The organism is Paraburkholderia sp. BCC1876 (genome assembly GCF_902833695.1).
Classification (GTDB): Bacteria; Pseudomonadota; Gammaproteobacteria; order Burkholderiales; family Burkholderiaceae; genus Paraburkholderia.
This window is the reverse complement of the sequence record NZ_CADFGI010000008.1, coordinates 82,865-109,335: the sequence shown is the minus strand read 5'-3', so window position 1 is coordinate 109,335 and position 26,471 is coordinate 82,865. Positions and strand designations below refer to the sequence as shown.

Annotated in this window: 27 protein-coding genes and 2 pseudogenes; 3 read left to right on the top strand and 26 right to left on the bottom strand. The window is 61.1% G+C overall.

What is annotated here, in order from left to right:
* Positions 1 to 16 precede the first annotated feature (16 nt).
* The 24 genes from hypE to HWY05_RS26135 form a co-directional block, all read right to left on the bottom strand.
* A complete protein-coding gene (hypE, locus tag HWY05_RS26245) occupies positions 17 to 1,075 on the bottom strand; it encodes a hydrogenase expression/formation protein HypE (protein ID WP_176060111.1) in 1,059 nt (352 codons plus the stop codon).
* Between the two features lie 44 nt (positions 1,076 to 1,119).
* Positions 1,120 to 2,259: a hydrogenase formation protein HypD gene (gene hypD / locus HWY05_RS26240; protein WP_176060110.1), complete on the bottom strand. Its 1,140-nt coding sequence runs from the start codon at positions 2,257 to 2,259 to the stop codon at positions 1,120 to 1,122.
* A complete protein-coding gene (locus tag HWY05_RS26235; protein ID WP_176060109.1) occupies positions 2,256 to 2,471 on the bottom strand; it encodes a HypC/HybG/HupF family hydrogenase formation chaperone in 216 nt (71 codons plus the stop codon). Before HWY05_RS26235 ends, hypD begins: the two co-directional genes overlap by 4 nt.
* 1 nt (position 2,472) lies before the next feature.
* Positions 2,473 to 3,015, bottom strand: coding sequence for a hypothetical protein (locus HWY05_RS38735; protein ID WP_347880815.1), 543 nt, complete (start codon positions 3,013 to 3,015; stop codon positions 2,473 to 2,475).
* A complete protein-coding gene (locus tag HWY05_RS38730; RefSeq protein ID WP_347880814.1) occupies positions 3,003 to 3,626 on the bottom strand; it encodes a hypothetical protein in 624 nt (207 codons plus the stop codon). Before HWY05_RS38730 ends, HWY05_RS38735 begins: the two co-directional genes overlap by 13 nt.
* The gene (gene hypB / locus HWY05_RS26225; protein WP_176060108.1) at positions 3,623 to 4,537 is read right to left on the bottom strand and encodes a hydrogenase nickel incorporation protein HypB; all 915 of its coding nucleotides are present in this window, start codon (positions 4,535 to 4,537) and stop codon (positions 3,623 to 3,625) included. Before hypB ends, HWY05_RS38730 begins: the two co-directional genes overlap by 4 nt.
* Before the next feature lie 18 nt (positions 4,538 to 4,555).
* Positions 4,556 to 4,903, bottom strand: a complete 348-nt coding sequence (locus HWY05_RS26220; RefSeq protein ID WP_176060107.1) for a hydrogenase maturation nickel metallochaperone HypA — start codon at positions 4,901 to 4,903, stop codon at positions 4,556 to 4,558.
* Positions 4,896 to 5,390: a hydrogenase maturation protease gene (locus tag HWY05_RS26215; protein WP_176060106.1), complete on the bottom strand. Its 495-nt coding sequence runs from the start codon at positions 5,388 to 5,390 to the stop codon at positions 4,896 to 4,898. Before HWY05_RS26215 ends, HWY05_RS26220 begins: the two co-directional genes overlap by 8 nt.
* Complete coding sequence (locus HWY05_RS26210; RefSeq protein ID WP_176060105.1) at positions 5,387 to 6,901, bottom strand: Ni/Fe hydrogenase subunit alpha; 1,515 nt, start codon at positions 6,899 to 6,901, stop codon at positions 5,387 to 5,389. Before HWY05_RS26210 ends, HWY05_RS26215 begins: the two co-directional genes overlap by 4 nt.
* Before the next feature lie 20 nt (positions 6,902 to 6,921).
* A complete protein-coding gene (locus HWY05_RS26205) occupies positions 6,922 to 7,497 on the bottom strand; it encodes an NADP oxidoreductase (RefSeq protein WP_244146702.1) in 576 nt (191 codons plus the stop codon).
* Positions 7,494 to 8,216 carry a 2Fe-2S iron-sulfur cluster-binding protein gene (locus tag HWY05_RS26200; RefSeq protein ID WP_176060104.1) on the bottom strand — a complete coding sequence of 241 codons (723 nt, stop codon included), beginning with the start codon at positions 8,214 to 8,216 and terminating at the stop codon, positions 7,494 to 7,496. Before HWY05_RS26200 ends, HWY05_RS26205 begins: the two co-directional genes overlap by 4 nt.
* Positions 8,213 to 10,036 carry an NAD(P)H-dependent oxidoreductase subunit E gene (locus HWY05_RS26195; protein ID WP_176060103.1) on the bottom strand — a complete coding sequence of 608 codons (1,824 nt, stop codon included), beginning with the start codon at positions 10,034 to 10,036 and terminating at the stop codon, positions 8,213 to 8,215. Before HWY05_RS26195 ends, HWY05_RS26200 begins: the two co-directional genes overlap by 4 nt.
* Positions 10,037 to 10,048: 12 nt before the next feature.
* Positions 10,049 to 11,083 carry a zinc-dependent alcohol dehydrogenase gene (locus tag HWY05_RS26190; protein WP_176060102.1) on the bottom strand — a complete coding sequence of 345 codons (1,035 nt, stop codon included), beginning with the start codon at positions 11,081 to 11,083 and terminating at the stop codon, positions 10,049 to 10,051.
* 33 nt (positions 11,084 to 11,116) lie between these two features.
* Positions 11,117 to 12,571 carry an NAD(P)(+) transhydrogenase (Re/Si-specific) subunit beta gene (locus tag HWY05_RS26185; protein WP_176060101.1) on the bottom strand — a complete coding sequence of 485 codons (1,455 nt, stop codon included), beginning with the start codon at positions 12,569 to 12,571 and terminating at the stop codon, positions 11,117 to 11,119.
* A 10-nt stretch (positions 12,572 to 12,581) separates the two neighbouring features.
* Complete coding sequence (locus HWY05_RS26180) at positions 12,582 to 12,944, bottom strand: NAD(P) transhydrogenase subunit alpha (protein WP_169490387.1); 363 nt, start codon at positions 12,942 to 12,944, stop codon at positions 12,582 to 12,584.
* A 25-nt stretch (positions 12,945 to 12,969) separates the two neighbouring features.
* On the bottom strand, positions 12,970 to 14,163 hold the full coding sequence (locus HWY05_RS26175; protein WP_176060100.1) for an NAD(P) transhydrogenase subunit alpha: 1,194 nt from the start codon (positions 14,161 to 14,163) through the stop codon (positions 12,970 to 12,972).
* Between the two features lie 21 nt (positions 14,164 to 14,184).
* On the bottom strand, positions 14,185 to 15,567 hold the full coding sequence (locus tag HWY05_RS26170; protein ID WP_176060099.1) for an NAD-dependent succinate-semialdehyde dehydrogenase: 1,383 nt from the start codon (positions 15,565 to 15,567) through the stop codon (positions 14,185 to 14,187).
* Positions 15,568 to 15,926: 359 nt separating this feature from the next.
* Complete coding sequence (locus HWY05_RS26165; RefSeq protein ID WP_176060098.1) at positions 15,927 to 17,396, bottom strand: NAD(P)H-hydrate dehydratase; 1,470 nt, start codon at positions 17,394 to 17,396, stop codon at positions 15,927 to 15,929.
* Positions 17,371 to 18,744, bottom strand: a complete 1,374-nt coding sequence (locus HWY05_RS26160; protein WP_176060097.1) for a class I SAM-dependent methyltransferase — start codon at positions 18,742 to 18,744, stop codon at positions 17,371 to 17,373. Before HWY05_RS26160 ends, HWY05_RS26165 begins: the two co-directional genes overlap by 26 nt.
* A gap of 55 nt (positions 18,745 to 18,799) precedes the next feature.
* Positions 18,800 to 19,678, bottom strand: a complete 879-nt coding sequence (locus tag HWY05_RS26155; protein ID WP_176060096.1) for a PRC-barrel domain-containing protein — start codon at positions 19,676 to 19,678, stop codon at positions 18,800 to 18,802.
* A gap of 128 nt (positions 19,679 to 19,806) precedes the next feature.
* Positions 19,807 to 20,160 (bottom strand): cation-transporting P-type ATPase, encoded by a 354-nt coding sequence (locus tag HWY05_RS26150; RefSeq protein WP_176060095.1) that lies wholly within the window; start codon positions 20,158 to 20,160, stop codon positions 19,807 to 19,809.
* Entirely contained in the window at positions 20,157 to 21,134 is a 978-nt protein-coding gene (locus HWY05_RS26145) for a carbamate kinase (RefSeq protein ID WP_176060094.1), read from the bottom strand. Before HWY05_RS26145 ends, HWY05_RS26150 begins: the two co-directional genes overlap by 4 nt.
* Before the next feature lie 11 nt (positions 21,135 to 21,145).
* A complete protein-coding gene (locus HWY05_RS26140; protein WP_176060341.1) occupies positions 21,146 to 22,150 on the bottom strand; it encodes an ornithine carbamoyltransferase in 1,005 nt (334 codons plus the stop codon).
* A 31-nt stretch (positions 22,151 to 22,181) separates the two neighbouring features.
* On the bottom strand, positions 22,182 to 23,408 hold the full coding sequence (locus tag HWY05_RS26135; RefSeq protein WP_176060093.1) for an arginine deiminase: 1,227 nt from the start codon (positions 23,406 to 23,408) through the stop codon (positions 22,182 to 22,184).
* Positions 23,409 to 23,410: 2 nt separating this feature from the next.
* Between HWY05_RS26135 and HWY05_RS26130 the strand changes: the two genes are divergently transcribed.
* Positions 23,411 to 23,782, top strand: coding sequence for a hypothetical protein (locus HWY05_RS26130; protein WP_176060092.1), 372 nt, complete (start codon positions 23,411 to 23,413; stop codon positions 23,780 to 23,782).
* A 108-nt stretch (positions 23,783 to 23,890) separates the two neighbouring features.
* Here the strand turns inward: HWY05_RS26130 and HWY05_RS26125 are convergent, their stop codons facing one another.
* Entirely contained in the window at positions 23,891 to 24,274 is a 384-nt protein-coding gene (locus tag HWY05_RS26125; RefSeq protein WP_244146701.1) for a hypothetical protein, read from the bottom strand.
* Positions 24,275 to 24,357: 83 nt separating this feature from the next.
* Positions 24,358 to 24,876 (bottom strand): hypothetical protein, encoded by a 519-nt coding sequence (locus HWY05_RS26120; protein ID WP_176060091.1) that lies wholly within the window; start codon positions 24,874 to 24,876, stop codon positions 24,358 to 24,360.
* Between the two features lie 473 nt (positions 24,877 to 25,349).
* On the opposite strand from HWY05_RS26120, the pseudogene HWY05_RS26115 reads away from it, so the two are divergent.
* Both HWY05_RS26115 and HWY05_RS26110 read left to right on the top strand, forming a co-directional pair.
* Positions 25,350 to 26,021, top strand: a pseudogene (locus tag HWY05_RS26115) (ABC transporter ATP-binding protein); the annotation flags it as partial.
* Positions 26,007 to 26,423 (top strand): annotated as a pseudogene (locus tag HWY05_RS26110) (ABC transporter permease); the annotation flags it as partial. The pseudogenes HWY05_RS26115 and HWY05_RS26110, both read left to right, overlap by 15 nt.
* Positions 26,424 to 26,471 lie beyond the last annotated feature (48 nt).

Genomic DNA, 26,471 nt, shown 5'->3' with positions numbered 1-26,471 from the left:
TAGGGCACAGCCCAAGTCAGCAAATGCGTGGCATAGGCTCTCCGCTCAGCCAGTCAACCACGCGCTGGCCGCCCACGCTTGTGTTCATCTGAACAAATCGATTGGAGTCTTCGGTAACGTAGCCGATGCACGTGGCCGCCTTGCCTGACGGATGAGCCTTCATTGCCTGCAGCAAGGCAGGCACCGCCTCTCGCGCGACAACGGCCACGAGCTTGCCTTCATTGGCGATATAGAGCGGATCGAGGCCCAGCAGTTCACAGGCCGCTTCGACCTGGGGCAGAATCGAAATAGCCGACTCTTGCAGCATCATGCCCACTCCTGACTGTCGCGCGATTTCGTTGAGGGTGGTGGCGAGACCTCCCCGTGTGGGGTCCCGGAGGACGTGAATGGCCCCTGGTGGCACGGCCGCCAACATCGCGGCAACCAGTGTATGCAAAGCGGCCGTATCGGATTCGATGGTGGTCTCGAACTCGAGCGATTCGCGCAAAGACAACACCGCAATACCGTGGTCACCAATTGTTCCGGAAAGCAACACAGCATCGCCGCTTCGCGCGCATGCGCCGCCCACCGGAGGTCCATCGGATAAAACGCCGACGCCCGTCGTGCAGATAAAAACGCCATCGCCCTTTCCCTGCTCGACAACCTTGGTATCGCCCGTGACGATGGGCACACCGGCATCGATCGCGGCGCGGGCCATCGAATCCACGATACGCTTCAGATCCGATAACAACAGACCTTCCTCAAGAATGAAACTGGCGCTCAGGTAAAGCGGCGTTGCGGCAAGCATCGCCACATCATTGAGTGTGCCGTTGACGGCGAGACAACCAATGTCGCCGCCCGGAAAGAAAAGCGGCGAGATCACATGTGCATCGGTGGCCATCACGAGGCGCTGGCCTGCGGTTGGCGGAAGCAGCGCGCCGTCGTTTCCTTGTCGCAAGAACTCGTTGTCGAAAGCGCGCACGAAGAGTTCCTCGATGAGCTGCATCGACAGACGCCCTCCTGCTCCATGATTCATGTCGATCCGGCCGTGTTTCAGATCCAGAGGCCGCGCGTAATGCCGTTTTGGAATGTTCATGAATCCGCCGTCCTTAAGAGAGCACGATGTCGCGCCGTGCGAACTCAGGTTGCCACAACAGGAATATCCCGGAACCGGCCATAGGAATAGTGAGCAGCGCACGAGCCTTCACTCGACACCATGCACGATCCCATCGGGTTTTCTGGCGTACAAATTACGCCGAACAGTTTGCAGTCAGTAGGCTTCTTCACACCGCGTAAGATTGCGCCACATTCGCACTGTTTGTGATCAGGCACGGCCCGATAAGTCAGATCGAAGCGGCGTTCGGCATCAAACGTTTCAAACTCCGGGCGAATGCTCAAGGCGCTTGCCCTCACCTCACCCAGACCGCGCCATTCGAACGACTGCCGCAACTTGAAAATTTCCGCGGTCACGGCCTGAGCTACTGCATTGCCGCTTCGGCTCACCGCGCGCGTGAATTCGTTTTCTATCTCCGCGCGCCCCTCGTTCACCTGGCGCACGAGCATGAGGATGGCCTGCATCACGTCCAGCGGCTCAAACCCCGCGATCACGACCGGCTTACGATGAGCGGCCGCGAAGCCCTCATAAGGAAGCGAGCCGATGACGACGCTCACATGCGCGGGCCCGACGAAGCCATCAATCGCCACGCCCCCTTGTTCCGGTAACCCGGCAGCGTCGAGAATGTGCATGATGGCTGGGGGTGTCAGCACATGGCAGCACAACACGCTGAAGTTCTTCAACGACTGCCGCGCCGCTTGCCGGATCGCGAGCGCGCTCGGGGGCGTCGTGGTCTCAAACCCGATGGCGAGAAAAACAACTTCGCGTTGTGGGTTATCGATAGCGAGCTTCAACGCGTCGAGCGGCGAATAGACAATTCGGACGTCAGCGCCTAGCGCTTTGGCCCGGATCAGCGACAAGCCGTCCGAGGCTGGCACCCGCATCACGTCACCGTAAGTGCACAACATCACCTTGCATTCCAGTGCCAGGCGGATTGCCATGTCCACACGCCCTACCGGAAGCACGCAAACCGGGCAGCCCGGTCCATGAATCATCTGCACATTCGCCGGCAGCAAATCGGCTACGCCGTAGCGGGCGATGGCATGCGTGTGGCCACCGCAAAACTCCATGAAGCGGTAGTGCCTCAATGACTCGGCTTCGCCTTTTATGTTAGCGGCGAGGTTGCCCGCCAGTTCGCGGTCGCGAAATTCGTCGACATATTTCATGCCGCGAGCTCCGCAAATAATTTGAGTGTCGCCTCTGCCTCTTCAGGGTCGAGCATGCCGATGGCGTAACCCACATGAACGATCACATAGTCGCCGACTTGAACCTCGGGCACCAACGCAATCGAGATATTTTTACGGATGCCGCCAAGATCGATGGTCGCCGTCTCGAGATCCAATAAAGCGACCACACGGGCAGGCAGGGCAAGGCACATATCAGACCTCGACTATGGAGAGATTCATAAGTGCGGCTTCGACGGTACAGGCTGCGACCCATGCCTGACCGAGGGCCAGACCGGCATCGCCGCATCCCACGCTGTCCGGCCGCAAAACAGCCAAACCCGCGTCCGACAGGGTCGCGCTCAGGCGCTCGCTGAGCACCTTGTTGAAGAAGCAACCACCACCCAAAACCACGGTTCGCGTGCCATACCGGCGCGCCGCTGCGATGGCGCTATCGGCCATACCATTCACCAGCCCCAGATGAAAGCGCGCTGCGCCGCGTGCGGTCTGCTCGAGATCACCCTCTTCAACGGCGAAAAATTCTGCGACTAAAGGCGCGAGGTCGAGCGACGTCCAGGGCTGGTCGAATTCCGGGTGCGCCTCCAGCCATTGACTCGCATGCTGCTCGAGCAACATGGCGGCTTCCGCCTCGACGCGTTGATGCAGACAGAGCCGCAGCGCGCCCGCCGCCGCATCGAACCAGCGGCCGGCGCTGGTGGTGCTGGGGCTGTTGACCTGACGCTCCATCAGCGTACGCACGAGACGGGCTGCTTGCGCGCCGACCAACGGTCCAAACCTGGCTTCAATTTCGTCGCCGCGACCGAGACCATGCAGCACGGCGGCGGCCATACGCCAAGGCTCGCGCGCCGCAGTGTCCCCCCCGCCAACAAAATGGACGCGAGATGATCAATTCGACGCCAGCGCTGCGCTGAAGCATATGAGTCGACCCAAAGCACTTCGCCTCCCCATGCGCCGCCATCGTCACCCAGTCCGACCCCGTCCAGCGCGAGGCCGATGACTGCGCTTTCGACGCCCTGTTCGGCCTGCACCACCGCGATGTGCGCATGATGGTGCTGCACGGCGATCGCCGGAATACCTAGGCGGTCGGCGAGCGCACACGCAACGTGGCTGCTGTGCATGTCCGGGTGCAAGTCATGCGCGATAGCATCAAGCGGGCCGGACGCCTCGCCAAGCAACGCCTCGACTGAGTGGTCCAACGCCTCACGGCTGGCGGCATTGATCAGGTCGCCGTGCGAGGCCGACCACACGACCCGCCGTCCCTCGATCAGACACGCTGTGTTCTTGAGGTAGGCGCCGCAGGCCAGCACCCGCGCAGGCGCCGCTTTCGGCAACGAGGCAACGTGGCTCACGGCGTGGAGCTTGCAACGCGCGCAGGCGGAGCCAGCTTTCGCCCATGCTGCACCCGTCCCGGCATGGCGCGACGAAATCCTGCACCGTCCGGCGGCAGCAGCCAGTCAAGCCAGTCATTCATACCGTCGCCGCGGGTCGCCGAGACGAGCAGCACCTCGATCAACGGGTTCACCCTCTGCGCATACTGGATGCAACGGGCCACGTCGAAGGTGACGTACGGCATCAGATCGATCTTGTTGATGATCATCAACGAGGCAGCCGCGAACATGTCTGGGTATTTGAGCGGTTTGTCTTCACCCTCGGTCACCGACAGCACCACGATCTTGGCGGCTTCGCCGAGGTCCCACAGCGCGGGACAAACCAGATTGCCGACGTTTTCGATGAACAGGATCGCGCGCGAAGCATCGCCATGATGCGCGGCGACATGCAGGTCGAGGCGCGAGAAGGCATCGCCGACCATCTGTGCATCCAGGTGGCAACCACGGCCAGTGTTGACCTGGATCGCCGGCGCACCGGTGGCGCGAATGCGATCAGCGTCGACGCTGGTCTGCTGATCGCCCTCGATAACCGCCACGTTAACAGTCCGCTGCCTCGCTTTGAGGGCGGTGATACTGGCACAAAGCAGCGTGGTCTTACCCGATCCGGGGCTGGATACGAGATTGAACGCGGTGACGCCATGTGCCGAGAAATGAGTCCGATTCTGGCTCGCGAAACGCTTGTTTTCACCCAGCACGTCGGCTTCCATATGGATCACACGCGCCTGGCTAAGGCCCGGTACGGACGAACCGGCGGCACCTGTCCCATAGTGCAGGTCACCGTCGGAGGCGCTCACGCCGGTTATCTCAGCCTCGGCGGCGCCAGCATGAACTCCGGGATTCGACTCGGCGTTGCAACCGCATACGATGCACATGATTCTCTCCAGATACGTTCAATCGTTCATCACAAGGAGGTCGACGATTCGCAGGTCGGTGCCTCCGGTTGCTTGCAAGGCATAGCTACCGCATCGCGAGCACGAGTCGAGATGGCTGGCAATTTCCACGCTGGCGTCGCAGTCCAGGCAGCGCGCAAGGCCAGGGGTCTCGTCAATCATGATCTCGCCGCCCGCGAGACACGTGCCGGGCATGATGGCGCTCAGCGCGAAGCGCAGCGCCTGCGGCTCGACACCTGCCAGCGCACCGACTTCGAGACGCAGTTGCGCGACCCGCAGGAAATGCTCCCGGGAAGCTGTGGCTTCGATCATCCGTAGAATGCCGCCGGCGAGGCTGAGTTCATGCATGAGAAGCCTGTTGCGTGAGCGGCTCAAGTAAAGCGTTGCCATCAAGCCAGTGTTGACCCCAAACGAGGGCCTGCGAAAGATTGATGAGCGCCTGCCTTCCCGGCGGCTCACCGAGTTCAAACCCTGTACCGCGAATCGCCAGCAACGTGCACGGAGGCGGCGCCATGCCGGAAAGCTCGCGATAGACCTGCATCACAGATTGCGCCGACATGGCGTGGGTGGTGAAACTCGCGTCGCGTGCGGCATGGAGCCTAGTCACTTCGAACGGTGCGGCGCAATTCAGACTGGCGTCGACAAACAGCACCCGCTCGCGGCCCGTCAGGTCAAGTGCATGCTCGATCTGCAACTGGTAGTCCTCCAGAAAGTCCACGCGGATGCCGACGGAGGATCCAGCGAGCGTGCCCATTTGCTGCACGAACAAAGGCCCGAGCGCGTCGTCGCCGCGGCTCACATTGCCCCAACCGAACACCAGCAGTGGCGCCGTCATTCCTCGACTCCTATAGGCGCCGCCAGATTGCGGGAAAGTTCGCCGTCGGCCGAGCGCGTGACATGGTCCGCCAGTCCACCGTCGGCATCTAGCAGCACCACGTCCAGCGGCATCTTGCCTAGCGCATGCGTCGCGCAAGAGAGGCACGGATCGAAGGCGCGGATGGCCACCTCGATGCGGTTGAGCAACCTTTCGGTCAATTCCTTGCCGTCCAGATACTCGCGCGCAACCGAGCGCACGGCCTCGTTCATGGCCTGGTTGTTGTGCGTCGTGGAAACGATCAGATTGCACATCGTGATGAGATCGTCGGGACCCACGCGGTAATCATGAATCAGCGTGCCGCGCGGTGCTTCGATCATGCCGATGCCACCGCCTTGGCGCTCGCCACTGGCCATCAGATCGCCTTGCAGGATGTCCGGATCGTCCAGCAGATCCCTGATCACCTCCACCGTGTGGAGGACCTCGATCATGCGTGCCCAGTGGTAGGCAAGCGTCGCGTGCACCAGCGATCCTTTGCCCCAGTCGACGAACTCCCTGCGCTGCGCCTCGGCCAAAGGACTCGGAATGAAGTCGCAGTTCTGCACGCGTGCGAGCGGTCCGACCCGATACCAGCCGGTTTCGCGTCCGATGCTGCGCAGATGCGGAAACTTCATATAGGTCCACGGTCGCGTCTCTTCCTCGATCAGGTCCCTGTAGCGCTGGTCGCTCACGCCGTCGAGGATGATCTGACCGTCGGCATCGCGAGCGCGCAGCACGCCGTCGTAGAGGTCCATGGCGCCGTCCGCTCGCACGAGCGACAGCATCTTCGAGGGGAAGCTGGCGAAACTGTCGTAAAGCACGCGGTTTTGCGCGTGCAACTGCTTGACGACGTCCACGGCTTCGGCCGCCCACTCGATCATCTGGTCCGCGTCCTTGCGCAGCATGTCGCGGTCAGCCTGGCTGACATGCTTGTTCATGCCGCCCGGTATCGAACCGGTGCCATGGATACGTTTGCCCGAAGTCACACGAATCAGCTCCTGACCGAACTTGCGCAACAGAATGCCTTTTCTGGCGATGTCGGGATGCGCCTGTGCCACCCCCACAATGTTGCGCAGGTTTACGTCCGAGTCGAAGCCGAACAGCAGGTCGGGCGACGCCAGGTAGAAGAAATGCAGCGCATGCGATTGCATCACCTGGCCGTAGTGCATCAGCCTGCGGATCTTCTCGGCACTGCGGGTAATGGGCTGCGCGCCCACGACGAGGTCCATCGCCTTGCATGCGGCCAGTTGATGCGATACCGGGCAGATCCCGCAAAGACGCTGCACCATCACCGGGACTTCCCAGTAGGGGCGGCCTTCGATGAACTTTTCGAAGCCACGGAATTCGACGATGTGCAGGCGCACCTGCTGAACATGCCGCTCTTCGTCGAGCAGGATCGTCACCTTGCCGTGGCCTTCCACACGCGATACCGGGTCGATCGCTATACGGCGCAGGCCTTGTGGGTTGGCGGCAGTCTCGAGGTCGAAGTTCATGGCGGTTCAGTCTCCGGCACTCAGTCGTAGTGCATCAGTGCGTGGGTCAGGTGCGGCGTGCGCCCGGCCATCAGGTCGTTCAGAAAGCTCCAGAACGCATCCGCCGAGGGCGGGCAACCGGGCAGGAAATAGTCCACATGCACGACCGCGTGGATCGGCCGCACTTGCCGGAGCAGCGGCGGCAGTTCGGGGTCGTTTGGAATCGCACTGCCCTCGCTCAAGCCAGGACGATCGTGATAGACCTCATTGAGCACATCGACCAGATCGAAACGGTTGCGCTCGGCCGGCAGACCGCCGTTGATTGCACAGGCACCCATCGCCACCAGTGTCTTGCAGTTGGCGCGAAACGCGCGCAGCACCGCCACGTTCTCGGCATTGCACACGCCGCCTTCGATCAGACCGATATCGCATTTGCCGACTTCCTTGATGTCGGTGAGCGGCGAGCGGTCGAACTCGACGTGCTCGATCAGCGTCAGCAGGCGTTCGTCGATATCGAGGAAGGACGTGTGGCAGCCGAAGCAGCCCGCCAGCGACACCGTTGCCACTTTCCACTTATGCGGTTGATGGGCGGTGTCGACATTCATGAGCGTGCTCACGAGGCCTCCTGCGTGTCGACGTCGGCGGCCGTATGCGGGTCGTAGCGGCGCACCCCGATCGGGATCACGAAGCCGCGCCGTTTCGGCAGGATCGCGCCCACCGGACAGATGCTCGCGGCGCGGTCCGATAGCGCCATGTCGCTATCGACTAGCAAGCCGCTCATACTGTTGACCACCAGATGCGTGCCGATACCGTGCCCGGCGATCGCAAACACCTCCTTGCCGTCGATGTCATGACTCGCCCGCAAGCACAGTTCGCACAGAATGCAGCGGTTAAAATCGATCATCACGTCGGCATGGCTGGCGTCGATCGGGCGGCGCGGATAGAACTCCTGGAATAGCACGTCTTCCATGTTCATCTCGTAGGCCGTCGCCTGCAGCAGACAGTTGCCGCTTTTTTCGCACGACGGGCAAAAGTGATTGCCTTCGACGAACAGCATCTGCAGCAACATCTTGCGCTCGGCGTTGAGTTCATCTGTATTGCTTTCCACCACCTCGCCCGCAGCGGCCTGAAGGGTGCACGCCGAGCCAGCGCGACCCTTGACCTTCACTGTGCACACGCGGCACGACCCCTGCGGATGAAAGTCTGGATGCCAGCACAGGTGGGGGATATAACGCCCCGCGCGCCGCGCCGCCTGCAGAATCGTTTCACCCAGCTCGAAGGGTACGTCTTCGCCATCGAGCGAAAAGGTAGCGGCGGTTTGAACGGGCGTGCTCATGATGGACTCTCCAGAGCCGCGGTCGCGCCTTCTTGCCCGGTAATGCGGCGGGTGTGCGCCAGTTCGGCGTCGAGATCGAAAGCCGGCTCGAACCTTAGCGAGGTCAAACGCCGCTCGTAAGCGGGCCGGAACTTGACGATGGTGTCGTGCAACGCGTTACACGCCGCGCCGCCCAGACCGCAATGCGTCGTGCCGTGCATCAGACTGTCGATGTCAGACAGCACGTCGACGTCGCGGCGCGAGCCTCGGCCGGCGGCGAGTTTGTCCATGGTCTTGACCACCAGCGCGGTGCCGACACGACACGGCGTGCAAAATCCGCAACTCTCTTCCGCAAAGAAGCCGGCGTAGTTACGCGCCACTTCGAACATGTCGCGCGAGCGGTCGAACACCATGAACGCGCCTGCCGTCGGCACATCTTCGAACGCAATGCGACGGCCGAACTCCAACGCCGACAGGCACTTGCCGGATGGACCGCCCACTTGCACCGCCTGGGTGTCGCGCGCGCCACAATCATCCAGAATGCGATCGATGCTGGTCCCCATCGGATACTCATAGATGCCCGGCCTATCACAGTCTCCCGACACCGAATGAACGCTCGTGCCGGTGGATTTCGCCGTACCGATCGCCGCCCACCAGGCGCCGCCTTGCAGCGCGATATGCGTCGCGGCGCAGAGCGTCTCGACGTTATCGACTGCGGTCGGCTGTCCGAGGTAGCCACGCTCGGCGGGAAAAGGCGGACGAATACGCGGCGTGCCGCGCTTGCCTTCCAGCGACTCGATCAGCGACGACTCTTCCCCGCACACGTACGCACCGGCACCGACGTGAATGTCGATGTCGAAGTCGAAACCTGCTTGCCCCAGAATCGATGCGCCCAGCAGATGCGCGTCGCGGCGGCGCTGCAGCACGTCGAGCAACGGCTCCAGCAGGTAGCGATACTCGCCGCGTAAATAGAGCATGCCATGCCGCGCACCGATCGCGAGCGCTCCGATCGTCATCCCTTCGAAAACCATGTCGGGATGGCGCGACAGCAGCACACGATCCTTGAACGTGCCGGGTTCGCCTTCATCGGCATTGCACACCATGTAGTGTTCACTGCCTTTCGCATCCCGGCACAATTGCCATTTCATGCCGGTGACGAAGCCTGCGCCGCCGCGTCCGCGGAGATTCGAACGCTTCATCTCGCCGAACAAAGCCGGTACGCCGCGTGCCAGAGCGGCCGCAATGGCTTCACCTGGATGGAGTGACGTGCCGAGGAGAACATCCGCGCGCCGGACGTGGTCGTTGACGCGGGACCATTCCGCCGGCCAGTCGGTCAGCGGCACGCCTGCTTCGATCAGCCCGGCAAGCGTCCCAACACGCGCAGCATCGAGCCGCGTCACCACCTGATGGTGATTGATCAGGAGCGACGGTCCTTGATCGCACAAACCCGTGCAGGAGCAGAAATCCACACTGACGCGGCCGTCGGCGCGCGTCTTGCCGCGTTCGACGCCCAGCCGCTGACACAGATCGTCGAGCAACGACACGTTACCGAGCATTCGGTCGGTGATGTTGTCGCTAAACAGCACGCGGTAATCGCCCACCGGGCTGGTATGAAAGAAGCGGTAAAACGTCGCCACACCCTCAACGTGAGCGAGGGTCAGGCCGAGTCCGTCGGACAGATCACCCAGCATAGGACGTGGCAGCCAGCCGTGTTGCACCTGGGCTTCACGCAGAATCTGCACAAGCGCATATGGACTGCCGCCGTAGCGCGCCAGCAGCGCAGCGACCGGCTCGCCCGGAACGTCGGCGAGCCGGGCAAGACTGGATGCGGAAGCCACCATGGCGCGCTCCCCTCAAGCCTTCGCGAATTCGAGCACCACGCGCGACGGCACATCGCCATGCGCGAGGCGTTGAAACACATTGTTGATCGCCGAGAGCGGCTGCAGTTCGATATCGGCCTTCACCTTCCCATCCGCGGCAAAGGCAAGTGCTTCGGCCATGTCGCCGCGATTACCGACGAACGAGCCACGAATCGTGATGCAGTTCGCCACGACATCGAACAACGGTGTCGGAAACTCGCCGGGTGGCAGTCCAACGAGCACACAGGTGCCGCATTTGCGTGTCATGCCGACGCCCTGCTTGAATGCCCCGAGCGACGGCGCCGTGATCAGCACGCCGTGCGCGCCGCCCCCCGTGGCTTTGATCACCGCGGCGATCGGATCGCCGTCTTTCGCGTTGACCGTGGCATCCGCGCCGAGGCGTTTAGCATGCGCGAGCTTGCCGTCATCGATATCGACGGCACACACATGCAGGCCCATCGCCTTCGCATACTGAACACCCAGATGCCCGAGGCCGCCGATGCCCGAGATCACGACCCATTCGCCGGGTCGCGCCTGCGTCTCCTTGATGCCCTTGTACGAAGTGATTCCTGCGCAGATCAGGGGCGCCGCGTCACGGGCCGCCAGATGCGCTGGAATGTGAGCGACATAGTTCGGATCAGCGACGATGAATTCGGCGAAGCCGCCGTTCTTCGTATAGCCGCCAAACTGCGCTTCGGCGCACACGGGCTCGCGCGCAGCAAGGCAAAACTCACAATGTCCGCAAGCGGAGTAGAGCCATGGGACCCCCACCCGGTCGCCCTCCTTCACGGCCGTGACACCCGCGCCGAGTGCAGTGACGATACCGATGCCCTCATGGCCCGGTGTAAACGGCAACGCGGGCTTTAACGGCCAGTCGCCATTCGCGGCATGCAGATCGGTGTGGCATACGCCGCACGCTTCGGTCTTGACCAGAATCTGGCCAGCGCCCGGCGTGGGAATATCCAGTTCTTTCAGCACCAACGGCTTGCCGAACTGTTCGACAACGGCAGCTTGCATTGTGGATGTCATGGCTTGTTCCTCGGTTGCGACGAAGGGGGCGCTCTACGCCACGGCGGGCAAACCGAGCCCGCGGACCGCTTCGATCATCTTGATGAGCACGGCCTGGGCGTCGCCATAGACCATGTTGCAGTTGTCTGCGTAGAAAAGTGCATTGACGATGCCGGCGTAGCCTTTGCCTTCGCCGCGCTTGATCACGAACACCTGCCTGGCGTGATCGGCGTTGAGGATCGGCATGCCGTAGATGGCTGATGATTTGTCGGTGCGCGCGGCCGGGTTCACTACGTCGTTGGCGCCGATTATCAGCGCCACGTCAGTCGTGGCGAACTGGTCGTTGATATCCTCGAGCTGAAAGATCATGTCGTAGGGAACACCGGCCTCTGCCAGCAACACGTCCATCTGGCCCGGCATGCGGCCTGCCACCGGGTGGACCGCAAACTTCACCGAGACGCCGCCCGCCTGCAGCAGTTTGACGAATTCGTAGAGCTTGCCCTGCCCCTGCGAGACAGCAAGACCGTAGCCCGGCACGATGATCACCGAGGCGGCATAGCGCATCGCGATGCCGGCGTCGCCCGGCTGGGTAGGCTTGAGCTCGCCCTTGATCTTGCCCTGCTTGTGCGTCGACGCCACGTCACCGAAGTTGGTGAAGATCACATTGCTCACGGAACGGTTCATCGCCTTGGCCATTAGCAGCGTCAGCAACATGCCGGCCGCGCCCACTACCATGCCCGCGATCATCAATGCTGGGTTCTGTAGCACATAGCCTTCAATGCCGACTGCGAGACCCGTGAAGGCGTTGAAGATGGAAATCACCACCGGCATGTCGGCGCCGCCAATCGGCAGCGTCATCAGGATGCCCAGCGCCAGCGCGCAAGCGAAGAACACGTAGATCCACGTCGGCATCGCCAGGATCAACGCTGCCTTGTCCGCACGAGCGACGACGATGTAGGCACCCACGGCGACGGTCAACAGCAGGACCAACCCGTTGAACGCCTGCTGCCCTTTCACGCGGACCGGCTTGTTAATCACGCCGTCGAGCTTGGCCCAAGCGATCAGCGAGCCCGACAGCGACACGGCGCCGATCAGCGCGCCCAGCAAGGTCATGACGAGTGCTGTTGCGCCCTGTGCCTTGTTGCCGAACAGTTCCACCGCGGCAATGGCGCCGGCTGCACCGCCGCCCATGCCGTTATAGATCGCCACCATCTGCGGCATGGCGGTCATCGCCACCTTGCGGCCGCCCCACCAGGCCACACCGCCGCCGAGCGCCAAAGCGACGACGGCGAGACCCAGGTTGACCGGCAGGTTGGGCCGTGCCGCCGCACCGACATCGAACGCATACAGGAAGCTTGCCAATACGGCGACCGCCATGCCGATGCCGGCAACAAAGATGCCCGAGGGGGCCGTCACCGGTGACGACATGCGGTGCAAGCCGTACAGGAAGAGGAAGGCAGCAGCGAGGTCGACCGCGCCGATGCCGATGTGGGAGACCAGGATCAACATGACGGCGCCCTCAATGTTTCTTCACGTGGATGGACTTAACGGTGCCGGCCTTGCCGTGTGCGCCGTGTCCTGCAGGGTGGCCACTGGTCTTGAACATGGCGAGCATGCGGTCAGTGACGGCATAGCCGCCCGCGGCATTGCCCGCACCGAGCAGCACGGCAACGAAACCGATTACCTGCTCCTGCAACGTGCTCGCGTTCAGCAGCGCATAGATTCCGCCCACCACCACGATGCCGTGCACGAAATTCGATCCCGACATCAGCGGCGTGTGGAGGATGGCCGGCACGCGTCCGATGATCACCCAGCCGGCAAACGCTGCGAGCATGAAGATATAAAGCGCGACGAAGCCGGAAATGCTGATCTGGAAGTCCATTTCTATACCCTCAGTCGGGGTGGATTCATGTCGGAGTCACGGGCGTAGCAGGCTTCGCGTGTGGACCCTTCGCGTGCGGCCTGTTTGCTTCAGGGACGGCCTTCGCCGCCTCGTCGCTCGCATCCGCCTTGTTCTCGCCTGCATGAGTAAGCACCGTTTTGGCGAGTACCTCGTCGCTCCAGTCGATCTCGACGACGTTGTCTTTCATGAACAGCGCCAGCAGGTTGTACTGATTCTTCGCATACAACTCGCTTGCGTCTTCACCGAGCAGCGAGGGTACGTTCAGCGGCGCCACAATCGTCACCTTGCCGATGCGTGCGGTCCCGCCTGGCCGCGTGTCTTCGCAGTTGCCACCGCCTTCGGCTGACAGATCGACGATGACGGAGCCCGCTTTCATGCCGGCGACCTGTGCGTGACTAATGAGCTTGGGTGAGGCTTTGCCGGGAATCGCGGCGGTTGTGATGATCAGATCGGCGCTCTGGATGTGTTTCGTCAGCACTTCCGCCACCCTGGACTTCTCATCGTCGGTCAACTCGCGGGCATAGCCGCCTTTGCCGCGCGCGTCGATGCCCGTATCGACGAAGGTCGCGCCCAGCGAGAGTGCCTGCTCCTGGGTCTCGGGCCGCACGTCGTAGCCCTCTACGACCGCGCCGAGCCGGTGCGCAGTAGCGATAGCTTCCAGCCCTGCCACGCCGAGTCCCATCACCAGGACGTGAGCCGGTCCGATCGAACCGGCTGCGCTGGTGATCTTGGGCACCACGCGGGCCAGATGTGTCGAACCGAGCTGCACCGCGTAGTAACCGGCGAGCGCGGACTGGCTCGACAGCGCGTCCATGGACTGCGCCCGCGTGATTCGCGGCACACGCTCCATAGCGAAACAGGTGATCTTCTTTTCGAGCAGGCGCTTCACGAGCGCCGGCTCGTTGTGGGCATAGATGAATGAAACGAGAATTGCTCCCTCCTTCATCGCGCTGACCACTTCCAGCGCGGGAGGCTGCACGGCGAGCACGACATCGGCGTCTTTGACGAGCGCCGTGCGATCGGCAATGAAGGCGACATCCGGGAAGGCAGCGTCGTCCAGATGAATGGCTGCGCCCGCCCCCGGCTGCATGTGCAGCCGGGCTCCCAGTTTGACCAGTTTCGAAATCACGGATGGCACAAGCGCCACACGGCGCTCATGTGCCCGGGTCTCCGTCAAAACGGCAACGTTGATATACATGGCGACCTTTCCCTGTGACGATCAGGCCGGAGCGTCGAGGCGGGCAGTGCGAACCAGCTTTGTGTTGACGAACTCCTGGATGCCCATGTTGCCGAGCTCACGCCCGTAACCAGAATCCTTGATGCCGCCAAACGGCAATTCCGCATCGGACCAGTCGATGTTGTTGATGAACATCATCCCGGTTTCGACACCACTCGCTACACGCTTGCCGCGCGCTTCGTCTGCCGTGAAGACCGAACCACCGAGGCCGAAGTCGGAATCGTTGGCGAGCGCAATCGCAGCGGCTTCATCCTTGACGCGGAAGAACGACACGACCGGGCCGAAGAACTCGTCACGGAAAGCAGGGTTGTCCGGCTTGATATCGGTGAGGATCGTGGTTTCCATGAACGACCCCGGCCGGTCGATGCGCTTGCCGCCCATCACCAGCGTGGCGCCGTGTGCCACCGCGCTGTCGACCTGCTTGAGCAGTTGCACAAGCGCCGCTTCAGTCGATAACGGACCGTGGGTGGTTTTCTCGTCCATCGGGTCGCCGGCCTTCAACTCGGACAGCGCAGCCTGGAACTTCGCGAGAAACTTGTCTGCAATCGAGTCGACCGCGATGAACCGCTTGGCCGCGCAACAGGTTTGGCCGCCGTTATACATGCGCCCCCATACGGCCCACGGGATCGTCTTTTCGAGGTCGGCGTCGTCGAGCACGATGAACGCATCGCTGCCGCCTAGCTCCATCGACGTCTTCTTCAGGTTCTGTCCGGCTCGCGCGGCAATGCTTCGGCCGGCTTCGACGCTGCCGGTCAAGGCCACGCCCTTGATACGCGGATCGTCAATTACGCGGTCGGACTGTTCGTGCGAGATCAGCAGATTGGTGTAAGCGCCCTTTGGTGCACCTGCGTCGATCAGAAGCTTTTCGAAGGCAATCGCGCATTGCGGTACGCACCCGGCATGCTTGACCACCAGCACGTTGCCTGCCATCAGGTGTGGCCCCGCGACGCGGGCCAACTGGTAATACGGGAAATTCCAAGGCTCCACACAGAAAAGCACGCCGAATGGGCTGTTTTCCATATGCGCCTCGCCGACTTTCGGATGCAGCTTGGTCGGCGCGAGGAAGGTCTGTGCGTGCTCTGCGTAGTAGGCGAGGATATCTGCGCTGAACTTCACTTCTCCGCGCGCTTCATCGATGCGTTTGCCCATTTCAAGGGTCGCCAGTTTGGCGAATTCATCGACATTCGCGCGCATCAGGGCTGCGGCCTTGGAAATGATCTCTGCCCGCTGTGCGTAGGTTGTGTGCTTCCACTTATTGAAGCACGATTCAGCGGTGGAGATCGCCTCTTCAAGCTGGTTGTCGTTGAGCTCGTCGAAGCTCTTCAGGACCTTGCCGGTGTTGGGGTTGACGCTTTGGTAAGCCATGTTGGTACTCTCTTTAAATGAAAGTGTGCTTGAACCCTATCAATAGGCAGAAAGCACACGTCACACCAAAACCAGTCACTCAATTCGCCATCCTAACAATCAGTAAGAAATGGCGTTATATTCTGGTGCTGGACAATTCATCTGTCATTTCCGCATCTTGTCTCGACAAAGTTAATGAGTCGCTTCATCTACGGGGATGTTCCATCCTAGGCCGCACTGCACAGGAACAACAGCCTCGGAAACTACTCACTGCAGTCCGGCTTTGAACCCGCCGCGTCAAATTACCCGGGCGTATTCGCGAGTCGGCGCGCGCAATACCTCGGCAATTGTCGACACGAGGATGGCGGGGCTGTCATTTTTTATGCCGCTACCAGCCCGCCAAGACCTCGTAACACGCCGGGCAGGAGATCCGGCAGGTCTTCAGCCAGCAGCCCGGGCCCAAATGCGGCCGCTGCGGCGCCGTGCAGCCAGACAGCGGCAGCGGATGCAAGGAACGGCTCCATCCCTTGAGCCAACAGTCCGAGTACGATGCCGCCTAGTACATCCCCCGCGCCAGCGGTGGCAAGACTTGCCGGCGCATTGGCATTGACGATGGCGCGGCCATCGGGAGCGGCGATTACCGTATCGCTGCCCTTTATCACGATCACGGCATCGCTCAGACGCGCAGCAAAGCGCGCGCGGCAGAGCTTGTCACCCGTGACGTCGAACAGACGAACGAATTCGCCCTCGTGTGGAGTCATGACACACGGCCCGGCGATGGCGCCGAACAACAGATGCGGATCATCATGGAAACTCGACAACGCGTCGGCATCGAGCACGGTTGCCCGGCGAGTATTGAGCATCTCCAGCGTATGCGTTCGGGTCGCATCGCCTACACCCGCTCCGGGTCCGATCAGCAGGCCTGAGTAGCGGCGATCAGCCAGCAGGCGTTCGAAATCACCCGGTGCGGCAAGCGCATTCACCATAATGCTGGTGAGCGCCGCTGCGTAGACCGGAAGCGCAACCTCCGGCACTGCGATAGTGGTCAGCCCCGCACCCGAGCGTGCCGCAGCGCGGGCGGCCATGCGGGCCGCCCCCGTAGTCGGGTAGCCACCCCAGACGAGCGCGTGACCTCGCGTATATTTGTTTCCGTCGACCTGAAGCGCGGGCAGAGCATGAGTCCACAACGCCGGATCGTTCTCGAACGTGTTCGGGCTGACCTGTTCGAACACCGATTCGGGCGTTCCGATGTCTGCCACTATCAGTTCACCACACAGCCTGCGTCCCGGCTGGAGCAGATGCCCGGGCTTCTTGCGAAAGCAGGTGATGGTGAGCGCTGCGGGCACTGCACCCACGTCGGCGCCGGTGTCGCCCATTAACCCGCTCGGGACATCGACAGCAACGATCGTCAGCTTGCGCGCCGCTGCAGCCGCCAGTGTCTGAGCGGCAGGCCCCTCAAGCGCGCGGCTCAGGCCCGCACCGAAGATCGCATCGACAACCAGGGCGGCGCCGTCCAGCGCGGCTGGCGTCATTGGTTCCACCGGGCCTCGCCAGAGCGCAGCGTGATAGGCCGCGTCACCGTGCAAGCTCTCCCTCGGCACAAGCAGCGCAATGCGCACAGGCCAATCGGCCTCAGCCAGCCGCCTGGCTGCAACGAAGCCGTCACCACCATTGCTCCCTGGTCCACACAACACGACAACGGGGCAACGTGCCCAGCGTTTCTGGATTTCTTGCGCCACCGGTCGGCCCGCGTTCTCCATCAGCGCAACTCCGGGAATACCGGATGCAACCGTGAGGCGATCCGCCTCCTTCATTTGCTGCGCATCAAGTAGTGCTGTCAGCGGGTTCATGTTGCTCCTCTCCCAAGTCCGCTAATTCGTGAGGCCTACCATTGGTCGGTACCCTTTGACTATCGTCGCGGCACATATAAGTGCGATTGAAGGGATACTCGCTTTGCGTAGCAAACAGTCCAGGCGCCCGCTGGTCGGGTGCCTCAACGATGCCATCGGGGCGGGAGGCAAGAACCTGAAACAGCGACGTCCAACCCCTCTCGAATCCCATCGCGGAACCGGCAAGGTACAGGCGGTAAGCGCGGAGGATCCGTTCGGCATCTGGACCTAGCACGCGCCTCGCTTCACGGAGACTCGACTCCAATGCGTCGGCCCAGTGCCACAGTGTCAAGGCATAGTGCGGACGCAAACACTCGGCATCCACCGGCTCGAGATTTGCACGTGTCATCGCATCCAGCATGGCGCCGACATGCACGAGCTGACCGCCAGGGAAAATGTATTTTTCGATGAAATCACCCATGCCGCCGTCAAGCGGCGCGTGCTCTGCGCCACCTGCGGTGATACAGTGGTTCATCAGAAGACCACCCGGCTTGAGCACCCGGTATATCTTGGCGAAGTACGGAATCAGGTTAGGCCGGCCTACGTGCTCGCACATGCCCACGGATGCCACCTTGTCGAATGGCCTCGATTCGTCGATATCGCGATAGTCCATTAAAAGCATGCGCACCCTGCCTTGCAAGCCCCTGGTTTCGATCAGCCGGTTGACATACTCGTATTGATTTCTCGACAGGGTGATCCCGGTAGCGTCGACGCCATAGCGCTCCGCCGCCCATAGCAGGAGCCCACCCCAGCCTGCACCGATGTCGATGAAACGCTCGCCACAACGAAGTCTGAGTTTTTTGCAAATCTGGTCGAGTTTCGCCTCCTGCGCGTCGGCAAGCGTCATGGACGGATGGGCGAAGTAAGCGCAGGAATAAACCCGCTTCGGGTCGAGCCACAGGGCGTAGAAATCGTCCGACACGTCGTAGTGCCGCTGGATCTGCGCACTATCGCGCGCGCGACTGTGATGGCTGCGTTCCCAGATGTTACGTTGGGCTCGATTGATTGAACGAAGGAGCCAGCCTTCCGCCTCCCGGGTGGGATCGTCGCCGAACAAGGCTGGCGCTGTCGCCATCAGGTCGCGCATATTGCCTTCGATTTCGAGGCGGCCTTCCACGTAATCTTCTGCTAACCGTCCGATCGCACCCTGCGCCAGATGCAGGAGCGCACGCATATCGCGGACGATGAATGCGAGACGAGGGTGGCTCGCGCCGAAGTGCTGTCCACCGGGAAGCCGGATGGAACACGCCAGCGGTAGATCGGCAAGGCGTTGCTCCGCCGTTCGGAGCAAGTGACGGGAAAGCGACATGAATTCCGCCTCGCTGGTTCAGTGGACAGAATTTGGGCACCGCGGCGCGACGAACTCACTCGGGGTCCGCTTTCGAAAGCGAGGTCTTCCAGTACGCGTCTACCTTTTGACTGACCTCGTTAAAGTTGGCGCCATTATTGAGCTGGGTGCCACTAACCTCCGGCGCAGCCTTCATTGCACTGGGTGTTGCAGTCAGAACCAGGAGGCTGACGTTCGGCGTTACCTTGAAGTCTGCCCATGGAACCGGGACATATTTCTCGTCGATCCCGAATACACCGCCCCGACCGATCACCAGATACGCAATCTTGCCGGTCTGCGGACTTGTCACAATGTCGTGAACACTACCCAATGCTTCATCTTGTGGGTTGCGAACCTCGGTGCCGACAAGCTGGTCTGAATTGAACGAAATATTCTGGCCGGTGACTGGTTGCGCGGAAGCAATCTGGCGCTGCTCCCAACCATTCATTCTCGCTAGCGGCGCGCCGGTGCCGTGCAAGCTGCTCACGTAGCTCTGGTAGATTCCGCGACTCGTGGTGAGGAGCGCTTCACATTGCTGCTGCTGGCCGTGTCGAGCCAGAATATTTGCTGAGACTAGCAGAGCCCGAATTTCATAACCGGGGCGGGCATCTCTGACGCCATCTGATGCGACAGCCGGGTATTCATCGCCGGGGTAGCCGTACCAACCATACCCTGATGCGCTTGCGGGGGAGCCGTATCCGTAGCGAGACCCACCCAGCCAGTAACCGTCTTTAGCGATCGACAGGTTGAAGGTATGAAGGTCCGAGAGGCATTTCTGCGCTCCACCTACCACCTTGGAGGGTGCAGTGGTGTGAACGGCGGCAGTGCCTGCCGAGTTCGCCGCAGCAGAAACCGAACAGGCGAGTCCCAAACAGGTCGTCGCAGCCAGATACCCTGCCAATATAGATAATTTCATTTCGCTTTCCTCATTGTCACCGTTTCAAGTACCTCGCAAATGCGAGCACAGTTTGCGGCAGGCACCTTGATCTTAATGAGCAATGAGCAGCATGGGCAGACTCGGAAACTACTCACGACATCGACTGACTAGGCAATATTCAGTTGTCGGAAGATGGGAATCTTGAGCGCGTTCAGCGCAACCAGGATCGAGGCGAGCCAGGCAGTAAGCACCTGCAGCCCGGCGACGATACCCTCCTCGACGTACTTGCCAGGCACCAACTGAAGGACGATCGCAGCTTCGAGCGTCCATGGCACGAGAGACCGAAATTTCGCGATTGCCGTGCGCAAGGGATGCACCGACGTGTCAGATATGGCGTTCGGGCCGGACTTGGCGAGTCGCTGGCGAGCTTCACTGGAGCTTAGACCGCCTGGTGCGGGTGCGTTGGAGACGGCCGCCTTATCAGCTGCCGGCGCGGGTGTTGCCAGGGCCGTGTCGCTCATGAGATCGGCTCCGGAGTCTCATTGCTGCGTACATCGATATCTCCTGGCCCTTCTTCGAGCTGCGCCTGACCCAATCGTATCGAGGTGCCGGCGGTGCCGGCGACCATCTTTCCGATGTCATCGAGTGAACCAATGACCGCGCGATTGCGCGTACGTATGGCGAACTCACAGGCCGCTTCCACCTTCGGTCCCATCGAACCAGCCGCAAAAGCCAGCTTGCCTAGCGCGTCAGGACTCGCGCGGCGAACCGGCCGCTGTGACACTGTGCCCCAATCAAGGTAGAGACCTCGCACATCCGTTGCGATGACAAACAGATCCGCTTCGATCTCTCTCGCGAGCAGCGCCGCGCTACGATCTTTGTCGATGACCGCTTCCACGCCCCGATAGCTCCCGCTCGCCCCGGCGACGACCGGAATGCCTCCGCCCCCCGCGCAGATCACGATCGACCCGTGCGCGAGCAACCATCGCACAGGCTGGATCTGAAGGATGCGCACGGGCTTGGGACTCGCAACCACGCGCCGGTATGCCGGCCCATCCAGCGCCATCGTCCAGCCTTTCTCACGCGTGGCCGTATTCGCATCAGCCTGACTGTACATCGCGCCGATCGGCTTGTCGGGCAGCGCGAAAGCGGGATCATCGGGATTCACTTCGACCATGGTCAGCATGCTTGTACAAACGCGCTGGCCCAGACAACTGTTGCGCAACTCGAGTTCTAACAGATAGCCGACCAGACCTTCTGTCTCAGCATCCAGTACGTCGAGCGGGAAGCGTTCGTCTTCCGGCATGCTCATGCCTTGCGACGCCAACAGCCCCACCTGAGGGCCATTGCCATGGACGATCACGAGGCTGTTGCCGCTTGCGATTTCCGCCAGTTGTGCGGCCGCGCGCCGCACGTTTTCGCGCTGAGCCTCGACGCTCGGGTGTTCCCCGCGTCTGAGCAAAGCATTTCCACCAAGTGCGACTACAATGCGCATCTCAACCTCCGTTATCCGTCAAGCGTTGCGACCAGAATCGCCTTGATCGTATGCAGCCGGTTTTCCGCCTGCTCGAACACGATCGAAGCCTCGGACTCAAACACCTGATCGGTCACCTCCACACCGCTCGCAAGCTCATACTCATCAGCTATCTTCTTGCCCAACTCTGTTTGCGTGTCGTGAAACGCGGGCAGACAATGCATGAACTTGACGCGCGGATTGCCGGTAGCGGCAAGCAGCGCAGCATTGACCTGATACGGCAGCAATTCCTTGATGCGTTCACCCCATTTCTCGAACGGCTCGCCCATTGAGACCCAGACGTCGGTGTAAATGAAATCGACACCCTTGACCGCGTCATAAGGCCGATCGGTCAACATCAGGCGCGCGCCGGTTGTGGCCGCGATGGCGCGGCATTGCGTAACCAGTTCACCCTGAGGCCATAGGTGACGCGGCGCACAGAGCCGCACGTCCATACCAAGCTTCGTGCCGACGATCATCAGCGAGTTGCCGGTGTTGTTGTGCGCGTCGCCGACGTAAGCATAGGCCACCTCATGCAAAGGTTTATCGCTGAACTCATGCATCGTGAGCATGTCGGCGAGCATCTGGGTTGGATGAAACTCGTCCGTCAAACCGTTGTAGACCGGCACGCCGGCGAACTTCGCGAGTTCTTCGACGACATCCTGACCGAAGCCGCGGTATTCGATTGCGTCGAACATTCGGCCGAGCACGCGCGCGGTGTCCTTGATCGACTCCTTATGACCAATCTGGGAGCCGCTTGAATCCAGGTACGTCACGTGCGCGCCCTGATCGTGCGCGGCCACCTCAAACGCACAGCGGGTACGCGTCGACGTCTTCTCGAAGATCAGTGCGATGTTCTTGCCGCTCAGACGCTGGCTTTCATTTCCCGCATACTTCGCCCGCTTCAGATCGCGCGACAGATCCAGCAGAAAGTGAATCTGACGCGGCGTGTATTCCATCAGCGTCAGGTAGCTTCGATTGTGTACGTTGAACATGATTGAGTCCGTAGTTGGGCAAGCGGCCCAAGGCTTAAAGTTCGACCGGATCGCGTGCGACCGGGCAACTCAGACAATGCGTACCGCCGCGGCCTCGCCCAAGTTCGCCGCCCGGGACTTCGATCACGTTGACGCCAGCATCCCGCATTTTCTGATTGGTGTAGGTATTGCGGTCGTAGGCAAGGACGACCCGGCGGTCGAGCGCGAGTACGTTGTTGCCGTCGTCCCATTGCTCACGCTCGGCTGCGTAAGTGTCCCCGCCGGTCGTCAGGACTCGCAGCGTGTGCACGCCGAGCGCGCCGGCCACCACTTGCAGGAAGGTCTGTTCATGACGTTCATAGCGAACTTCGCCCGGCACATCGCCCGGATAGAGACTGGTGCAACGAATACGGTCTGCGATCTCCGGATAGATGCTGACAAGATCGATATCCAGGAACGAAAATATCGTGTCCAGATGCATCGACGTCCGCATCTTTGCCAGTTGACATGCAATCACCCGCCGCGCGCCGTTAGCTGCGAACAGCCGGCGCGCCAACTGGGTCACTGCCTGAGGGCTGGAACGCTCGCCCATTCCCATGAGCACGACGCCCTGTCCTATCGACATGACATCGCCGCCCTCGAGCGTTTCGGCGCCGAAATGCTGTTGCGGGTCGTCTCCCCACCACATGTTGGCCGCGCCTGAGAAACGCGGGTGAAAATGGTATATCGCATCGAGCAGCAATCCCTCTTTTCTACGTGCGGGCCAGAACATCGGGGACAGCACGACCCCGTCGTAGATCCACGCGCTGGGATCTCGCTGAAAGATCAGGTTGACGAGCGGTTGAATGACGAAATCGGAAGCTTCGAGATATCCGCCGAACAGACCGCGCGCATCGAACGGCAATTCGGCCTTCGCCACACCGCCTACAAGCAACTCGGCCAGCCGTTCCGGACGCATCTCCGCGAGCCACATACGCAGCTCCCGCAACATGCCGGTGCCTACCTCTTCCTCGACGATGCGGCGGTCCAGAATCCAGTCGCGGGCGACGCGATTGGCGCACATATCAGCCAGCAAATCCCCGAATTCCAGCACCTCGATGGCTCGCTCACGCATCGCCGCTGTGAAGTACGCGTGATCTTCGATCGCCCGATCGACCCAGATCACGTCGTCGAACAGCAATGACCCGCAATTCGCAGGCGTAAGCCGTCGATGGGCCAGTCCGGGGCGGCACACCATCACCGTGCGAAGCTTGCCGACTTCAGAATGAACGCCTAAGGCCATGGGTGCTACTCCTTACGATCGATACGCCTGGCGCCGTCACGGCGGACCCGCGCCGCGAATATTTCGCAGGGCTTCTCTATAAGCACGATGCGACCTTAAGCAAAACGAGTCGGTACGGTGCCGTACCGGGACAGGTGCCCGAGCCCGCCCTGCCGAGAGCAGCGACAGCCAAATCGTTCGAGCACGACCGGATGCCGGCCGGTGGGGTCGGTCTCACCAGGTTTGTCGCCCAGAACATGGATGATCGACTGGGTGTCATCACATCGCGCGCCGGGCGCGTGGTCCTGTCGACGCATGAAGGACGAGACGGACACCGCATCGCGGGGGAATTGATCCTCGACAGCGACCAAGGCATTGTTGTGGCGTGTGATTGATGTCTTGGAGACGGTCGTCAATGTACTTTGCTATCGGCGGTGGCGAGCGGGCCGCCGCGACGAACCTAGGCATTCTCGGGGACGGCCTCCGCGTGTGCCATGGTCCTGCTACGAATCCAGCATTGCGCCCAACTGCGCGTAATGTTTTCTTTCCTTCGATGTGCTCGCATCGTCGTCCGCCCGCAAGGCCGCGTTGGCTGCGACGAGCAACGCCGCGTCCTGTTGCCGCAAAGCTTTGTCGACCGCCTCGAACGTTTTCAGTAAAATCTTGCGCCCTGCCTTCGTCCCGCCTCCGCTTTTCGTCACAGCATCGCTTTCTTTCCTGAGGCGCCTGACGAGTTTCGCGGCACAGCGGCTGTCCAGCAGATGGTCGATCACCAGCATCTTGATGTGACTTGCCATCTCGGACAGCGCGGACTCGCTGGTTTGCGTCGTACCGTTCGATGCGTTTGACTTCATCCTGCCCATTATCATTCTCCAGAACCGATCCACTCGTTGGATCATAGGCCGCGGGCGCGTTTCGGAAAGGCTCGTAAACTAACTCGGCTGTGAGAACGGCCAATGCGTCCAATCGCTTACGACGCGACAGCAACTGCTTGCGCGTTGCTGCACTGTTTCGCATAGCCTTTCGCTGCTTCATTACTGTGCAAAGCAGCACGTACCGCAAGATCGAGCGCCAGTTTCGCCTCGCGGGCCGCCTCACCGATCTTGCTCTTCTGGAAATGTCCTGCGACCCGGCTCAAATGCGTGCAAGCCTCTTCATGCAGGCCGGCCGCCGCGGCGTGATGTTCCGCGCAGCTCAAGCCGATGTTCGTGTTTCCCTCCGACTCCGTAGCGGCATGGTGCAAGTTTGATGAGGGTGTATCCGGTGCATCTTTGCGCGCAGCATGACCCGCGTAGTAGACGTTGGCGGCGAGCTCGAATTCGAGAGCCTGCAACGCATGTCCGTGTGCGATCAACGCCTGGTGCGCCGCGTGAGCAAAGTCTTTGCCTGCTTCGAAGTGTCTCGACGCCTCGCGGTGAAATCGCGCCGCCTGTTCGTGGTGCGGTTGCGCGGACAGATGATGAGAGCCGTCTTGTGAATTCGCGGACATGATGCTTACCCCCGGGATTGTTTGCGTTCCGTATGAGGATGATTCATCGCGCGGCGTCGCGCTAGCATCGGAAACTACTCACAGGCGTGGCGTCAATAGCCGCTTCGATTGACGCCCTAACGCCCGTTTCAATGCCGAAGACGCAATCATGCGGCTCGTGGTACGGGACCGTACCGACATCCATGGCTAGCACCCTCACTATGGCTGTCGGGAAAGTCGGTCATATCTTGCTGCACAGGGGCAGCGTCGCCATACAGGGAATTGCTCCCACGATCCTCACTGTATTCGGGATCCACGTCCGTCGATCAGTACAAGGATAAAAACGATGAATCCGCTCACCTTGTTTCTCCTTAGCGCGTTGCTTCTCGCACTTCACGACGGATGGCAAGGCGTCCGCCGTGGAGCCGTCGCATTAGTCCAGGCGCATGTCATTCATCAAGTGTAGTGAACGTAAGATAAAGACGGCATTGATCATGAGTACACCGGCTCCGTCTCAAGCGGGATCCCCTGAGACAACGAAACATGAGGCCATCGCCGCTAAAGGACTCACGAAATGGTTCGGGGAAGGCGCTACGCGGATGACTGCGGTGAAAGGTGTGGACTTTGTGGCCCACTTCGGCGAAATGCTGTTCATCGTCGGACCGTCCGGTAGCGGTAAGACCACGCTGCTAAGCATGGTCTCCGGCATCTTGCGCCCCAATGCTGGAACGGTAAGCGTAAACGGAGACGACATCTGGACGCTGACCAATGACCAACTAGCGGATTTCCGTCTGAACAGAATCGGCTTCGTCTTCCAGGACTACCACCTCTTTCCCAGACTGACGAGCGCCGAGAATGTCGCGATTCCTTTGATCCTGAAGCATCTCGACTGGAACGAGCCGACTGTCGCGGCGAATAAATATCTCCAGTTTAGCGGTCTGAAAGACTGCAGCGAAATCTTGCCGGTCAAGCTCTCGGGCGGCGAGCAGCAGCGCGTAGCCATGCGCGCGCCGTCGTGAGTGGGCCGCAGATCCTGATACTCGACGAGCCGACCGGATCGCCGGACGGCGACACCGGAAGAATGATCATCGCCTTCGTCAAGGAGAATGTGCTCAAAGGGTCGCTGCATCGTCATCGCCCCCCATGACGCACGCATCGCCGAGCACTACACCTACCAGACGGGCATCGGCACCAGCATCCTGTTGATGACAGTGATCAGCTTCATCGTCGGACTATCGATTTCCGGGCAGACCTTTTACACCTTTATCCTCGAGAATCTGGATAAATTCGGTGCGCTGAAGGCTATCGGCGCAAAGGGCCGAGAGTTGGTCTACATGATCCTTTTCATGGCGACCTTTACGGCATTGACCGGCTACGGGCTCGGCATCGGACTGGTCACACTGGTGCTCTCGATCGCCAAGGCTTTGCTGCCTAACTACGCGGCGATTATGACATTCTGGAACCTGGCGTTGTCGTTCGGCATGGTCGTGCTGATCGCGGGCGTGTCGAGTTACATTGGCGTACGCAAGGTCCTGAAGATCGAGCGATTCGATATTTTCAGAGGCTAGTACCCGAACCGGGCCTGCCACCGTCTCGCAAAGAATCCTGGTCAGTGA